This is a genomic window from Cedecea davisae (assembly GCF_044095835.1).
Lineage (GTDB): Bacteria > Pseudomonadota > Gammaproteobacteria > Enterobacterales > Enterobacteriaceae > Cedecea > Cedecea davisae.
Genome location: NZ_CP172054.1, coordinates 2,053,454 through 2,067,405 on the forward strand (window position 1 = coordinate 2,053,454; position 13,952 = coordinate 2,067,405).

General features: G+C 56.1%; 12 protein-coding genes and 2 tRNA genes. 7 read left to right on the top strand and 7 right to left on the bottom strand.

The annotated features are described in order from the left end of the window. Window positions 1-105: 105 nt before the first annotated feature. The 7 genes from ACG1VR_RS10150 to arsC all read left to right on the top strand — a co-directional run bounded on the left by ACG1VR_RS10150 (window position 106) and on the right by arsC (window position 9,043). Window positions 106-3,852: a nitrate reductase subunit alpha gene (locus tag ACG1VR_RS10150; RefSeq protein ID WP_172569802.1), complete on the top strand. Its 3,747-nt coding sequence runs from the start codon at window positions 106-108 to the stop codon at window positions 3,850-3,852. Beyond that, the gene (gene narH / locus ACG1VR_RS10155) at window positions 3,849-5,384 is read left to right on the top strand and encodes a nitrate reductase subunit beta (RefSeq protein ID WP_016536755.1); all 1,536 of its coding nucleotides are present in this window, start codon (window positions 3,849-3,851) and stop codon (window positions 5,382-5,384) included. Before ACG1VR_RS10150 ends, narH begins: the two co-directional genes overlap by 4 nt. Next, on the top strand, window positions 5,381-6,085 hold the full coding sequence (narJ, locus tag ACG1VR_RS10160) for a nitrate reductase molybdenum cofactor assembly chaperone (RefSeq protein ID WP_016536754.1): 705 nt from the start codon (window positions 5,381-5,383) through the stop codon (window positions 6,083-6,085). The genes narH and narJ overlap by 4 nt, the downstream gene beginning before the upstream one ends. Beyond that, window positions 6,085-6,762 (top strand): respiratory nitrate reductase subunit gamma, encoded by a 678-nt coding sequence (gene narI, locus ACG1VR_RS10165; protein ID WP_016536753.1) that lies wholly within the window; start codon window positions 6,085-6,087, stop codon window positions 6,760-6,762. Before narJ ends, narI begins: the two co-directional genes overlap by 1 nt. A 135-nt stretch (window positions 6,763-6,897) precedes the next feature. Further along, window positions 6,898-7,239: a metalloregulator ArsR/SmtB family transcription factor gene (locus tag ACG1VR_RS10170; RefSeq protein WP_039899327.1), complete on the top strand. Its 342-nt coding sequence runs from the start codon at window positions 6,898-6,900 to the stop codon at window positions 7,237-7,239. Window positions 7,240-7,313: 74 nt separating this feature from the next. Further along, window positions 7,314-8,603, top strand: coding sequence for an arsenic transporter (locus ACG1VR_RS10175; RefSeq protein ID WP_395490845.1), 1,290 nt, complete (start codon window positions 7,314-7,316; stop codon window positions 8,601-8,603). Window positions 8,604-8,614: 11 nt separating this feature from the next. After that, window positions 8,615-9,043, top strand: a complete 429-nt coding sequence (gene arsC, locus ACG1VR_RS10180; protein WP_395490846.1) for a glutaredoxin-dependent arsenate reductase — start codon at window positions 8,615-8,617, stop codon at window positions 9,041-9,043. Between the two features lie 63 nt (window positions 9,044-9,106). Here the strand turns inward: arsC and arsA are convergent, their stop codons facing one another. The 7 genes from arsA to ACG1VR_RS10215 form a co-directional block, all read right to left on the bottom strand. Further along, complete coding sequence (gene arsA, locus ACG1VR_RS10185; protein WP_395491087.1) at window positions 9,107-10,870, bottom strand: arsenical pump-driving ATPase; 1,764 nt, start codon at window positions 10,868-10,870, stop codon at window positions 9,107-9,109. Window positions 10,871-10,887: 17 nt separating this feature from the next. Continuing rightward, window positions 10,888-11,250, bottom strand: a complete 363-nt coding sequence (locus ACG1VR_RS10190; RefSeq protein WP_016536748.1) for an arsenic metallochaperone ArsD family protein — start codon at window positions 11,248-11,250, stop codon at window positions 10,888-10,890. A 73-nt stretch (window positions 11,251-11,323) separates the two neighbouring features. Beyond that, a complete protein-coding gene (locus ACG1VR_RS10195) occupies window positions 11,324-11,869 on the bottom strand; it encodes a sigma-70 family RNA polymerase sigma factor (protein WP_395490847.1) in 546 nt (181 codons plus the stop codon). Window positions 11,870-12,099: 230 nt separating this feature from the next. Next, a tRNA-Tyr gene (locus ACG1VR_RS10200) sits at window positions 12,100-12,184 on the bottom strand. Between the two features lie 56 nt (window positions 12,185-12,240). After that, window positions 12,241-12,325, bottom strand: a tRNA-Tyr gene (locus ACG1VR_RS10205). A 156-nt stretch (window positions 12,326-12,481) separates the two neighbouring features. Next, window positions 12,482-13,324 carry a formyltetrahydrofolate deformylase gene (purU, locus tag ACG1VR_RS10210; protein ID WP_016536746.1) on the bottom strand — a complete coding sequence of 281 codons (843 nt, stop codon included), beginning with the start codon at window positions 13,322-13,324 and terminating at the stop codon, window positions 12,482-12,484. 62 nt (window positions 13,325-13,386) lie between these two features. Next, the gene (locus tag ACG1VR_RS10215; RefSeq protein WP_071704093.1) at window positions 13,387-13,842 is read right to left on the bottom strand and encodes a YchJ family protein; all 456 of its coding nucleotides are present in this window, start codon (window positions 13,840-13,842) and stop codon (window positions 13,387-13,389) included. Between the last annotated feature and the right edge of the window lie 110 nt (window positions 13,843-13,952).

The following is a 13,952-nucleotide window of genomic DNA, read 5'->3' on the forward strand; positions in this document are numbered from 1 at the left end:
GATCATCATCAAATATCCTATGCTTTCTAAGCGTTAACTTTCCTGTCATTCAGCAATGTCGATTTCACCAGAAGAGCCTGCAGGCTCCACATCAGGAGAACCCCGATGAGCAAATTCCTCGACCGGTTTCGTTACTTCAAACAGAAGGGCGAAACTTTTGCCAATGGACATGGCCAACTGCTCGACACCAACCGCGACTGGGAGGAAGGTTACCGCCAGCGCTGGCAGCACGACAAAGTGGTTCGTTCTACTCACGGCGTGAACTGCACCGGCTCCTGTAGCTGGAAGATTTATGTTAAAAGCGGCCTGGTCACCTGGGAAACCCAGCAAACCGATTACCCGCGCACCCGCCCCGATATGCCTAACCACGAGCCACGCGGCTGCCCTCGCGGCGCAAGCTACTCCTGGTATCTTTACAGCGCCAACCGCCTGAAATACCCGCTGATGCGTAAACGCCTGATCAAACTCTGGCGTGAAGCAAAAGTGCAGCACAGCGACCCGGTAAACGCCTGGGCTTCAATTATCAACGATCCTGAAAAAGCCAAAAGCTATAAGCAGGCGCGTGGACGCGGGGGCTTTGTGCGCTCAAGCTGGCAGGAAGTGAACGAACTGATTGCCGCCGCCAACGTTTTTACCGCAAAAACCTTCGGCCCGGACCGCATCGCGGGCTTCTCGCCTATCCCGGCGATGTCGATGGTTTCTTATGCTTCCGGCGCGCGCTATCTGTCGCTTATCGGCGGTACCTGCCTGAGCTTCTACGACTGGTATTGCGACCTGCCGCCGGCTTCGCCGATGACCTGGGGCGAGCAAACCGACGTACCTGAGTCCGCCGACTGGTACAACTCCAGCTACATCATCGCCTGGGGCTCTAACGTGCCGCAGACCCGTACGCCGGATGCTCACTTCTTCACTGAAGTTCGCTACAAGGGCACCAAAACCGTTGCCGTCACCCCGGATTACGCCGAAATCGCCAAGCTTTGCGACCAGTGGTTGTCGCCTAAGCAGGGGACCGATGCCGCGATGGCGCTGGCGATGGGCCACGTTATGCTGCGCGAGTTCCATCTCGATAATCCCAGCCAGTATTTCACCGACTATGTTCGCCGCTACACCGACATGCCGATGCTGGTGATGCTCGAAGAGCGCGACGGCTTCTACGCCGCAGGCCGTATGCTGCGCGCTGCCGATCTGGTGGATAACCTCGGTCAGGAAAACAATCCGCAGTGGAAAACCGTAGCCCTGAACGACACCACCGGCGACCTGAGCGCGCCGAACGGCTCCATCGGCTTCCGCTGGGGCGAGAAGGGTAAATGGAACCTTGAGCAGCGCGATGGCACCAGCGGCGAAGAAGCCGAACTGCGCCTGAGCCTGCTGGGCAGCCATGACGAGGTAGCCGAAGTCGGGTTCCCGTATTTTGGCGGCGAAAGCTCCGAACACTTCAATAACGTTAAGCTGGAAAACGTTCTGCTGCACAAACTGCCGGTCAAACGTATCCAACTGGCGGACGGCAGCAGCGCGCTGGTCACCACCGTTTACGATCTCACCCTGGCTAACTATGGCCTTGACCGTGGCCTGGGCGACGAAAACTGCGCCAGCAGCTACGACGATGTAAAAGCCTATACTCCGGCCTGGGCTGAGCAGATTACCGGCGTGCCGCGTCAGCATATTATCCGCATCGCACGCGAATTTGCCGATAACGCCAACAAGACCCATGGCCGTTCGATGATTATCGTCGGCGCCGGTCTGAACCACTGGTTCCACATGGACAGCAATTACCGTGGCCTGATCAATATGCTGATCTTCTGCGGATGTGTTGGCCAGAGCGGCGGCGGCTGGGCGCACTATGTCGGCCAGGAAAAACTGCGTCCGCAGACCGGCTGGCAGCCTCTGGCGTTTGCGCTCGACTGGCAGCGTCCGCCGCGCCATATGAACAGCACCTCGTTCTTCTACAACCATTCCAGCCAGTGGCGCTATGAGTCGCTGACGGCGGAAGAGCTGCTGTCACCGCTGGCGGATAAATCCCGCTACAGCGGCCACCTGATTGACTTCAACGTGCGCGCCGAGCGTATGGGCTGGTTGCCTTCCGCTCCGCAGTTGAACACCAACCCGCTGCACATTGCACAGCAGGCGAAAGCCGCCGGTATGTCCCCGGCTGATTACACCGCCGAACAGCTGAAATCAGGCGGGATCCGTTTCGCCTCCGAACAGCCTGACGCGGGCAATAACCATCCACGCAACCTGTTTGTCTGGCGTTCCAACCTGCTTGGCTCCTCCGGTAAAGGGCATGAGTACATGCTCAAATACCTGCTGGGAACCGAAAACGGTATCCAGGGTAAAGACCTGGGCCAGGAAGGCGGCGTGATGCCGGAAGAAGTTGAGTGGGTCGATAACGGCCTCGACGGCAAGCTGGACCTGGTGGTGACTCTGGACTTCCGCCTGTCCAGCACCTGCCTGTATTCCGATATCGTGCTGCCGACGGCAACCTGGTATGAGAAAGACGATATGAATACCTCGGATATGCATCCGTTTATTCACCCGCTTTCTGCCGCAGTTGACCCGGCCTGGGAGTCAAAAAGCGACTGGGAAATTTATAAAGCCATCGCGAAGAAATTCTCAGAAGTCTGTGTTGGCCATCTCGGTAAAGAAACCGACGTGGTTACGCTGCCTATTCAGCATGACTCCGCCGCCGAACTGGCTCAGCCTTACGGCGTGCAGGACTGGAAGAAAGGTGAATGCGACCTGATCCCGGGGAAAACTGCGCCGCACCTTATGGTGGTTGAGCGTGATTATCCGGCAACCTACGAGCGCTTCACCTCGGTTGGCCCGCTGATGGAAAAAATCGGCAACGGCGGGAAAGGCATTTCCTGGAACACCCAAAGCGAGATGGATCTGCTGCGCAAGCTCAACTACGAGAAAGCAGACGGCCCGGCAAAAGGCCAGCCGATGATCAACTCCGCGATTGATGCTGCTGAAGTGATCCTCACCCTGGCACCGGAAACCAACGGCCAGGTTGCGGTGAAGGCCTGGGCCGCGCTCGGTGAGTTTACCGGCCGCGACCATACGCATCTGGCGACCAATAAAGAAGACGAAAAAATTCGCTTCCGCGATATTCAGGCGCAGCCGCGCAAAATCATCTCCAGCCCGACCTGGTCAGGCCTTGAGGATGAGCATGTTTCCTACAGCGCGGGTTACACCAACGTTCACGAGATGATCCCATGGCGTACGCTTTCCGGCCGTCAGCAGCTTTATCAGGATCATCAGTGGATGCGCGACTTCGGCGAAAGCCTGCTGGTTTACCGTCCGCCAATTGATACCCGTTCGGTAAAAGGCGTGATGGGCACCAAGTCCAACGGTAACCCGGAGAAGGCGCTGAACTTCCTGACGCCGCACCAGAAATGGGGCATTCACTCTACCTACAGCGACAACCTGCTGATGCTGACGCTGTCGCGCGGCGGGCCGATTGTCTGGATGAGCGAGTCGGATGCTAAAGATCTTGGCATTGCGGATAACGACTGGATTGAAGTATTCAACAAAAACGGCGCCCTGACCGCGCGTGCGGTAGTTAGCCAGCGTATTCCTGACGGGATGACCATGATGTACCACGCCCAGGAGCGCATTGTGAACCTGCCGGGTTCTGAGATAACCGGCCAGCGCGGCGGTATTCATAACTCGGTGACCCGTATTAGCCCTAAACCAACGCATATGATTGGCGGTTACGCCCAACTGGCATACGGCTTCAACTATTACGGCACGGTGGGCTCCAACCGCGATGAGTTCGTGGTGGTGCGCAAGATGAAAGAGATTAACTGGTTAGATGGCGAAGGTAACGACCAGAAACAGGAGAGCGTAAAATGAAAATTCGTTCACAAGTCGGCATGGTGCTGAACCTTGATAAATGCATCGGCTGCCACACCTGTTCGGTGACCTGTAAAAACGTCTGGACCAGCCGCGAAGGGATGGAGTACGCGTGGTTTAACAACGTCGAAACCAAACCCGGCATTGGCTACCCGAACGACTGGGAAAACCAGGAAAAATGGAAAGGTGGCTGGATCCGTAAAATCAACGGTAAGCTCCAGCCGCGCATGGGCAACCGCGCCATGCTGCTGGGCAAAATCTTCGCTAACCCGCACCTGCCGGGCATCGATGATTACTACGAGCCGTTTGATTACGACTACCAGCATCTGCATAACGCGCCTGAAGGCAAGCATCAGCCGATCGCCCGTCCGCGCTCGCTGATAACCGGCCAGCGGATGAACAAAATCGAAGCAGGCCCGAACTGGGAAGAGATCCTCGGCGGCGAGTTTGAGAAGCGCGCTAAAGATCAGAACTTCCAGAACATGCAGAAGGCGATGTACGGCCAGTTTGAAAATACCTTCATGATGTATCTTCCGCGCCTGTGCGAACACTGCCTTAACCCGGCGTGTGCGGCGACCTGCCCGAGCGGCGCTATTTACAAGCGTGAAGAAGACGGCATCGTGCTTATCGATCAGGATAAGTGCCGCGGCTGGCGCATGTGCGTAACCGGCTGCCCGTACAAAAAGATCTACTTCAACTGGAAGACCGGCAAGTCTGAGAAGTGCATCTTCTGCTATCCGCGTATCGAAGCGGGTATGCCGACGGTCTGCTCCGAAACTTGCGTAGGGCGCATCCGCTACCTCGGCGTGCTGCTTTACGATGCGGACGCGATTGAAGAAGCGGCAAGCACCGAAAACGAACAGGATCTCTATGAGCGCCAGCTCGGCGTGTTCCTGAACCCGAACGATCCTGCGGTTATCGAGCAGGCGCTGAAAGACGGCGTGCCGCAGAGCGTTATCGACGCGGCCCAGCAGTCGCCGGTTTACAAAATGGCGATGGACTGGAAGCTGGCGCTGCCGCTCCACCCGGAATACCGCACGCTGCCGATGGTCTGGTACGTGCCGCCTCTGTCGCCGATCCAGTCCGCTGCCGATGCGGGCCAGCTGCCGCATACCGGCATTCTGCCTGACGTAGAAAGCCTGCGTATTCCTGTGGAATATCTGGCGAATCTGCTGACAGCAGGTGACACCGCACCGGTGCTGCGCGCCCTGAAACGTATGATGGCTATGCGCCACTACAAGCGTGCTGAAACCGTGGACGGGGTGAATGATACCCGTGCGCTGGAAGAGGTGGGCTTGACCGAAGCTCAGGCTCAGGAAATGTATCGCTATCTGGCTATCGCCAACTACGAAGACCGCTTTGTGGTGCCGACCAGCCATCGCGAGCTGGCGGCAGATGCGTTCCCGGAACGTAACGGCTGCGGCTTTAGCTTCGGCGACGGCTGCCACGGCAGCGATACCAAGTTCAACCTGTTCAACAGCCGCCGCATCGACGCCATCGATGTGTCCGGTAAAACGGAGCCGCACCCATGATTGAACTGTTGATAATCTCCCGCCTGATGGAGTACCCGGATGCTGCTTTGTGGCAGCACCATGATGAACTGGCGGCCGCGCTGGAGGAGGGCACCGCCCTCAATTCGGCCCAGCGTGCAGAGCTGGGGAGCTTCATTTCCTCGCTTTGCGGCCGCGAGCTGCTTGATGCTCAGGCCAGTTACGGCGAGTTATTCGACCGTGGCCGCGCCACTTCGCTGCTGCTGTTTGAACACGTTCACGGCGAGTCACGCGACCGGGGCCAGGCGATGGTGAATTTGATGAATCAGTATCAGCGCGCCGGGCTGGAAATCGACAGCCGCGAACTGCCGGACCATCTGCCGCTGTATCTGGAATATCTTTCCCAGCAGCCGGAAGGCGAGGCGCGCGGCGGCTTGCAGGATATCGCCCCGATTCTGGCGCTGCTTAGCGCACGCCTCAAACAACGGGAAAGCGACTATGCGCTGCTGTTCGATATGCTGCTGGCTCTGTCGGCAAGTGATGTCAGCGCGGAAAGCGTAGGCAAGCAGATTGCCGATGAAGCACGCGACGATACCCCGCAGGCGCTGGACGCGGTGTGGGAAGAGGAGCAGGTCAAATTTATCGCCGAGGCGGGCTGCGGAGAGTCTGAGATCTCCAGCCATCAACGCCGCTTTGCCGGGGCGGTTGCTCCGCAGTATCTCGAAATCGGAGGGCAGCAATAATGCATTTCCTGAGCGTATTCTTCTTTGATATCTATCCGTACCTGTGCGGGACGGTATTTCTGGTGGGCAGCTGGCTGCGCTATGACTACGGGCAGTATACCTGGCGCGCCGCCTCCAGCCAGATGCTGGATCCGAAGGGTATGAACATGGCTTCCAACCTGTTCCACTTCGGTATTCTGGGGATTTTTGCCGGCCATTTCCTCGGCATGCTGACGCCGCACTGGATGTATGAATCCTTCCTGCCCGTGGACGTGAAGCAAAAAATGGCGATGATCGCGGGCGGTGCCTGCGGTGTGATGACGCTGGTGGGCGGCCTGCTGCTGTTGAAACGCCGCCTGTTTAACCCGCGTATTCGTGCAACCTCGACGCCAGCGGATATTCTTATCCTCAGCATTTTGATGGTGCAGTGTGCGTTAGGCCTCGGCACTATTCCGTTCTCCGCCCAGCATATGGACGGCAGCGAAATGATGAAGCTGGTGGGCTGGGCGCAGAGCGTGGTGACCTTCCGCGGCGGCGCGTCTGAGCACCTGGAAGGCGTGGCGTTTATCTTCCGCGTTCATCTGGTGCTGGGCATGACTATCTTCCTGCTGTTCCCGTTCACCCGTCTGGTGCACGTCTGGAGCGCGCCGGTAGAATATCTGACGCGTAAATATCAGATAGTACGCGCCCGCCGCTAACCGCGAGTAGCGCATCGAATACCCGGCTCAGGTCGGGTATTTTTTTGCCATAACAAATATGTTTTTTCGAATGTGTTTATTGACATTCCTTGCCTCAGGTTTACCATGGCGGGGTTAATTCATGAGGTCAGGTTTATGTCCACGTTGACGCCGTTACAGCTTTTTAAAAACTTATCCGACGAAACGCGGCTGGCGATCGTTTTGATGCTCAAGGCTAAGAATGAGCTTTGTGTCTGCGAATTAACCGCCGTGCTTCAGGAATCACAACCCAAGGTTTCCCGCCATCTTGCGATGCTGCGTGAAGGCGGACTGCTGCTGGACAGGCGCGAAGGAAAGTGGATTTACTATCGCCTCTCGCCCCATATGCCGGCCTGGGCCGCGGCGGTGATTGAGCAGGCCTGGCACGGCCAGGGGCAGGACGTATTGGCGCGGCTGAAGCGCATCGAAGCCGACGGTTCGACGGCGCTTTGCCGGTAAAAAAATTTATCTAATCATATTCATTTTTTCATATATGTTTGCGTCGGATCTTCACGGCGCTAACGGGAGGCAGGATGTTTTTGGCAGCGGCAATTTTTATTCTGACCATTGTGCTGGTTATCTGGCAGCCGAAAGGGCTGGGGATCGGCTGGAGCGCGCTGCTAGGCGCGGGGCTGGCGCTGGCTAGCGGCGTGGTGCATGTCACCGATATTCCTGTGGTATGGAACATCGTCTGGAACGCGACCGCCACCTTTATCGCGGTGATTATTATCAGCCTGCTGCTGGATGAGTCGGGCTTTTTTGAGTGGGCGGCGCTGCATGTTTCCCGCTGGGGAAACGGGCGAGGGCGGCTGCTATTTACCTGGATTGTGCTCCTCGGAGCGGCGGTCGCGGCGCTGTTTGCCAACGATGGCGCGGCGCTGATCCTGACGCCAATTGTGATAGCGATGCTGCTGGCGCTGGGGTTCAGCAAAGGGACGACGCTTGCGTTTGTAATGGCCGCGGGTTTTATCGCCGACGCGGCGAGCCTGCCGCTGATCGTTTCCAACCTGGTGAATATCGTCTCGGCGGATTTCTTCCATCTCGGGTTTACCGAATATGCTTCTGTCATGGTGCCGGTCAACATCGCCGCGATTGTTGCGACGCTTATCATGCTGCATCTGTTTTTCCGCAAGGATATTCCGCCGGTTTATGACCTCACGCTGCTGAAGACGCCCGCTAAGGCAATTAAAGATCCGGCGACTTTTATCACCGGCTGGGTAGTGCTGGTACTGCTGCTGGTGGGCTTTTTTGTTCTGGAGCCGCTTGGCGTGCCGGTTAGCGCGATTGCGGCGGCCGGAGCGTTGGTTCTGTTTGTGGTGGCGAAAAGAGGGCAGGCAATCAATACCGGGAAAGTGCTGCGCGGCGCGCCCTGGCAAATCGTTATCTTCTCGCTGGGCATGTATCTGGTGGTCTACGGCCTGCGCAATGCCGGTTTGACCGAACAGCTCTCCGGCGTGCTGAACTGGCTGGCGGAAAAAGGCCTGTGGACGGCAACGCTGGGCACCGGTTTCCTGACGGCTTTCATGTCGTCGGTGATGAATAATATGCCTACAGTTCTGATTGGAGCGCTTTCAATCGACGGAAGCAGCGCCAGCGGCGTGATTAAAGAGGCGATGATTTATGCCAACGTTATTGGCTGCGATCTCGGCCCTAAAATTACCCCTATCGGCAGCCTTGCCACGCTGCTCTGGCTGCATGTGCTTTCCCAAAAGCAGCTGACCATAAGCTGGGGCTACTACTTCCGCACCGGAATAGTGATGACGCTACCGGTGCTGCTGGTGACGCTTGCCGCGCTGGCGCTGCGTCTCTCCTTTACTCATTAACGGGCAGGGCTATGAGCAACGTAACGATTTATCACAACCCGGAGTGCGGGACGTCCCGCAATACGCTGGCGATGATCCGCAATAGCGGCGAAGAGCCAAAGATTATCTATTATCTGGAACAGCCGCCCTCAGGCGAGGAACTCAGAAAGTTGATTGCCGATATGGGCATTACGGTACGCGAACTGCTGCGTAAAAACGTGGAGCCTTACGAAACCCTGGGGCTGGAGGAGGATAAATTTACCGACCGGCAGCTTCTTGATTTTATGCTGCAATATCCGATTCTGATTAATCGCCCGATTGTCGTCACGCCGCTGGGAACCCGGCTTTGCCGGCCGTCCGAGAAAGTGCTGGATATTTTGCCTGCGGGGCAAACCGGGGCGTTTAACAAAGAGGACGGCGAGCGGGTAGTAGATGAAAAAGGCCAGCGACTTCGGTCCTGATCCATGCCTCGCTATCATTCTTAAGCAACGGACTCAGACTTCTGAGTCCGTATTTCGATTAGGCTATTCGGCCATTTTCTGTAATAACGCTATGCCGATGGGTTCTTCACTTTGTAGCGATGCCAGCGCTACACGCCCGGCATGAGTCTCTTTGACCTCCCGGATAAGCGGCAGCTCATTACCCGCCCTGGCTTTTAACAGCGGGGAGGAAGGCCTGGCTGCGGCGATACTATTATTAATAACCCATGCCCATGGTTCAATTCTGGCCCGGCGGAGGTCGTTTTGCAGGTTCACTGCCTCAAGCACCGGAGTGGTTTCGGCAAGCGTGACGATAATAACTTTTGTCCGTGCGGGATCCTGGAGCTGCATCATCGGGGTGATCATTCGCTCTTCCGACTGGCCCATCTGCCTCACCATTTCTTTATGGTAGGCACCGGTGGCATCGAGCAGCAGCAGCGTGTGCCCGGTGGGGGCGGTATCCATAATCACAAAACTGTCTTCCGCCTGTTTGATAATGCGGGAGAAGGCCTGAAATACCGCAATCTCTTCGGTACAGGGAGAGCGAAGATCTTCTTCCAGCACAGCCCGGCCTGCGGCATCGAGCATTTTCCCCTGGTTATCAAGAACGAAACGGCGATAGCGTTCCGTCTCGACTTTAGGATCGATACGGCTCACGACCAGGCCGGGTATTGAGTCGGCCAGAGTATAAGAAAGATGTGCTGCGGGATCAGCGGTTGTCAGGTGTACTTTATGGCCGCGTTTTGCCAGAGAAACGGCAATCGAGGCGGCTACGGTGGTTTTCCCTACTCCGCCTTTGCCCATGGTCATCACCAGACCTTTGCCGGACTGGCTAAGTTCATCCACCAGAGTTGATAGCGCCGGGAGCGCTATTTGGCCGTCGGCGTCAGGCGCAGTATGTGGCTTGATTTCACCGCTATCTTCCGTAAGTAATGTCCTGAGCGCTTCCACACCAACCAGATTAAACGCTTTTAGCGGGAGTTCTGTTCGCGGCAGGCTTGCCAAATTAGTCGGCATCTCGTGCAGCGCTTTTTCTTCCCGGGTCAGGATGCTTCGCACCAAAGGATCGGCCTGTTCTGCCAGAGGAGAAAGCACGCCATTTATCGCAAGATGTTGGTGTTTCAGGCCAAGCTGATAGAGTTCATCATGGGTGTGCGCCACCTCTTTTAGCGTCGATGTTTGCGCTCTGGCGACCAGCACCAGCCTGGTAAGAGCGGCGTCCGACAGGGCTTTCACCGCGTTGGCATATTGATGCTGCTGTTTTTCCAGCCCGACAAGCGGTCCGAGATTTGCGGCGGCATCCGGGTTGGCGTCGAGATAGCCGCTCCAGGCTCCCGGCAGCTCAAGCATGCGGATGGTGTGTCCTGTAGGCGCGGTGTCGAACACGATATGCTGGTATTTCTCACGCAGTTCAGCGCTTGTTAGCAGGGCGGTGAATTCATCGAAAGCGGCTATTTCGGTGGTGCAGGAGCCGGAAAGCTGCTCTTCAATACTGCTGACAACATCGGCCGGCATTTGGTCTCGTACCGGGTCAAGCACCCGGTCGCGGTAGGCCTGGGCGGCGGCCATCGGATCAACTTCCATTGCATCCAACGGCGGGACCTGGCTGATTCCGGTAATTCGGTGACCGATCGGCTGGTTGAACACCTGCGCTATGTTGGAAGCGGGGTCGGTGCTGACCAGTAAGGTTTTTTTGCCCTGGTCAGCCAGCCAGACCGCCGTTGAGCAGGCCAGCGACGTTTTGCCAACGCCGCCTTTGCCGGTGAAAAAAATAAACTGGGGAATGTCTTTTAGAAAAGAAATGTTCATCATTATCTCCGGGCAAGTTAAGGCAGGCGGGGAATGTTACAGCAGGCTGGTATGGCGCGGTCATCGTCCCAGTCCTGACTGAAAGGGACGTCCGCCCAGCGGGCGAGATCCGCACGGCTCGGGAGTTGACCGGCCATAACCTGAGCACCATCAAGCAAGATGAGGGGCAGAGCGCCTGGCCCAGCGCTGTTAAGAAACGCCTGAGCTAGCGGATTGGTAATAAAACTCTGTGGGTTTTTCGCCAGGCTATAGCGCTGAATGCTAATACCGTTCTGCCTGGCCCATTGGAGGTCCGCGTTCCACTGCAGGGCGGAGTCCTGGACCGTCACGCCACTGGTAGCGCAGCAGCCCGCGGCTTCAAAGATTTCAATACGGGACATAGTGTTTGCCTCAATGTTTAGCCACGAAGTGTGGCAATGAGGTAAACGAATGAATGGCGGAAAGGATGCGCGATTAATTCATATTTTTATGACAGCAAACGGCAGAGCCGCCGTCCGGTTCGATTTCGCATAGCTCAATCAGCTTTTCTCTTAACCGGGTTCTGGCTCGTAAAAGGCGGGATTTCAGTGCCGCAAGCGTTATATTCAGCTCGTCCGCCAGGTGCTGTTGAGGGCGGCCAAAGATATCGCATTGCTCAATCAACCAGGCTTCGTCCTCGGGCATCGCCTGGAGCGTTTCAGGCAGGCAACGTTCAAGCTGAGCGACGGGATCGGTGTCTGACAGGGACTGCGGCATGTCGTCCGTTAGTCCGGTGAACTCTTTTTTCAGGCGATGTTGGTCAATCAGCATATTTCTGGCAGCCCGGTATAACCAGGCGAGCGGATGCGCCATATCGCAAAATGTGTCCGGGGTGGCTCGTGCCTTAAGGAAAAGCTCCTGCATCATATCGGCTGCCTGGTCCGGGCTGGCGGTTCTGGCGAGCAAGAAATGATAGAGCTCCGCCTGATGCTGGTGCCAGAAAGTGGTCATGCAGGCGTTGAATTCTTTTATAACGGACATCTTAATTTCTCCGAACAATAGCCGGAATAGCATAACGCAGTTTGGATTATGTCAGGAATGGTTTGCAGGTCTGATTTGGTTTTTTCTGAGAGAGGGTGGCGGGGGAAGGATGATCGCGCAGTACGCGTTCTCACTGGCGTGAGTCGAACCTTAGTCGCAGCTTCTCGTCCTTCCCCAATGGGAATTTGGAAGATTGCGCAAGTTTGAAGATTTGGAATTTTTCTTGGGAATGGTGGCGGGGGAAGGATTCGAACCTTCGAAGTCGATGACGGCAGATTTACAGTCTGCTCCCTTTGGCCGCTCGGGAACCCCGCCAGGGGTATGATACTTTGAGCGTGGTACTGATTATTGCTGCTTTACTGCGTATTGAATGGTGGCGGGGGAAGGATTCGAACCTTCGAAGTCGATGACGGCAGATTTACAGTCTGCTCCCTTTGGCCGCTCGGGAACCCCGCCTGGGGCAATGCTTTTACTGGCCTGCTTCCTTGCGGGAAGCGGGGCGCATCATATCAAATGAAGCGCCGCTGTAAAGCTTTCACTTTAAGAAAATGAATCGTTTGCCGTTTTTTTACTCGTAACGCCGTAAAGCTAAACAATTCATTTTCCGGGTGATTACAGAATAATGGTGCGGTTGCCGTAAACGAAGACCCGCTGCGCCAGCACTTCGTACAGCGCGCGGCTGAGCACGTTTTTCTCTACGTCACGGCCTGCGCGCATCATATCGTCTGCGGTATAGGTGTGGTCGACGTGGATAACGTCCTGCATGATGATTGGGCCTTCATCGAGATTATCGTTAACGTAATGCGCGGTGGCGCCGATAATCTTCACTCCGCGTTCATATGCCTGATGGTACGGGCGCGCGCCGATAAAGGCAGGCAGGAACGAGTGGTGAATATTGATAATCTGGTTCGGGAAGCGGGAGACAAATTCAGGCGTCAGCACACGCATGTATTTCGCCAGCACCACGTAATCCGGATTGTGGGCGGCAATGGCGTCGGCCATCAACGTGTCGTGCTCTTCACGCGTCATGCCTTCGTGGCTGACCAGTTGGAACGGAATATCAAAACGTTCCACTAAGGTGCGCAGCGTTTCGTGGTTGCCGATGACCGCGGCGATTTCTACATCCAGCCCGCCATAGTTGGCCTTCATCAGCAAGTCGCCCAGGCAATGAGCTTCTTTGGTGACCAGAATGACGATGCGGCGGCGGCCCGCAGGCGTTAATTCGCGAATGGAGCCTTCCGGTAATGCGCTGTCGAGGTCGGCCAGCAGCGTGGTGTCGTTGAAAATGCCTTCCAGCTCGGTACGCATGAAAAAGCGCCCGGTGCGATGATCGACGAATTCGTTATTCTGAACGATATTGAGTTCGTGCTTGTAGCAAATATTAGTGATTCGTGCGATCAATCCCTTCTGATCGGGGCAGATAGTGCGGAGAACTTTACGTTGTAATGCCTGCATGAAGTGGTAAATCCTGTTGAACGGTGTTTGCAAACAATAATGCTGTTAGGCGGCGAAGGCTATCATCCGCAGCATTTTTTATATTTTTTACCTGAGCCGCAAGGGCAGGGGTCATTACGACCAAACTGAGGCCGCTGGCCGTCTATATAGTACCACCGGCCATTTTCTCTGACGAAGCGTGAACGTTCGATTATCGCGCTTTGCTTGCCGTTTTCATTAAAACGGGCAACAAAGCTGACATATCCTTCGTTTTCGTTACTGCCTTCGGCTTCTTCATAGACGGTAAGGCCAAGCCATTCGGTGGCGCCAAAACCGCCGGATATTTCTGATTTAAACGTGGGGTGGCGGCAGCTCTCGTGCCAGCTGGAAACCAGATAGTCCGCATCTTGTAGGACGAAAGCGGTATAACGAGAGCGCATAAGCTGTGACGGACGTTGCGGATGCTGGCCGGCGCTTAGGTAAGGCTGGCAACATAAGCTATACTCCAGACCGCTGCCACATGGACAAAGTTGCAACATTGCATCTCCAGGAAAAAATATAAACGGCGTCAATAACACTACGGCAGCGGTTATGTTAACTGAGCAGTGGCGTTGGCGTCACGGAGTGATTACCGGGGAAGATTGACCGA

Excerpts from the sequence above, each read along its gene's own strand:
- ACG1VR_RS10150 (WP_172569802.1), top strand. The coding sequence starts at position 106 with ATGAGCAAATTCCTCGACCGGTTTCGTTACTTCAAACAGAAGGGCGAA.
- narH (WP_016536755.1), top strand. The coding sequence starts at position 3,849 with ATGAAAATTCGTTCACAAGTCGGCATGGTGCTGAACCTTGATAAATGC.
- narJ (WP_016536754.1), top strand. The coding sequence starts at position 5,381 with ATGATTGAACTGTTGATAATCTCCCGCCTGATGGAGTACCCGGATGCT.
- narI (WP_016536753.1), top strand. The coding sequence starts at position 6,085 with ATGCATTTCCTGAGCGTATTCTTCTTTGATATCTATCCGTACCTGTGC.
- ACG1VR_RS10170 (WP_039899327.1), top strand. The coding sequence starts at position 6,898 with ATGTCCACGTTGACGCCGTTACAGCTTTTTAAAAACTTATCCGACGAA.
- ACG1VR_RS10175 (WP_395490845.1), top strand. The coding sequence starts at position 7,314 with ATGTTTTTGGCAGCGGCAATTTTTATTCTGACCATTGTGCTGGTTATC.
- arsC (WP_395490846.1), top strand. The coding sequence starts at position 8,615 with ATGAGCAACGTAACGATTTATCACAACCCGGAGTGCGGGACGTCCCGC.
- arsA (WP_395491087.1), bottom strand. The coding sequence starts at position 10,870 with ATGAACATTTCTTTTCTAAAAGACATTCCCCAGTTTATTTTTTTCACC.
- ACG1VR_RS10190 (WP_016536748.1), bottom strand. The coding sequence starts at position 11,250 with ATGTCCCGTATTGAAATCTTTGAAGCCGCGGGCTGCTGCGCTACCAGT.
- ACG1VR_RS10195 (WP_395490847.1), bottom strand. The coding sequence starts at position 11,869 with ATGTCCGTTATAAAAGAATTCAACGCCTGCATGACCACTTTCTGGCAC.
- purU (WP_016536746.1), bottom strand. The coding sequence starts at position 13,324 with ATGCAGGCATTACAACGTAAAGTTCTCCGCACTATCTGCCCCGATCAG.
- ACG1VR_RS10215 (WP_071704093.1), bottom strand. The coding sequence starts at position 13,842 with ATGTTGCAACTTTGTCCATGTGGCAGCGGTCTGGAGTATAGCTTATGT.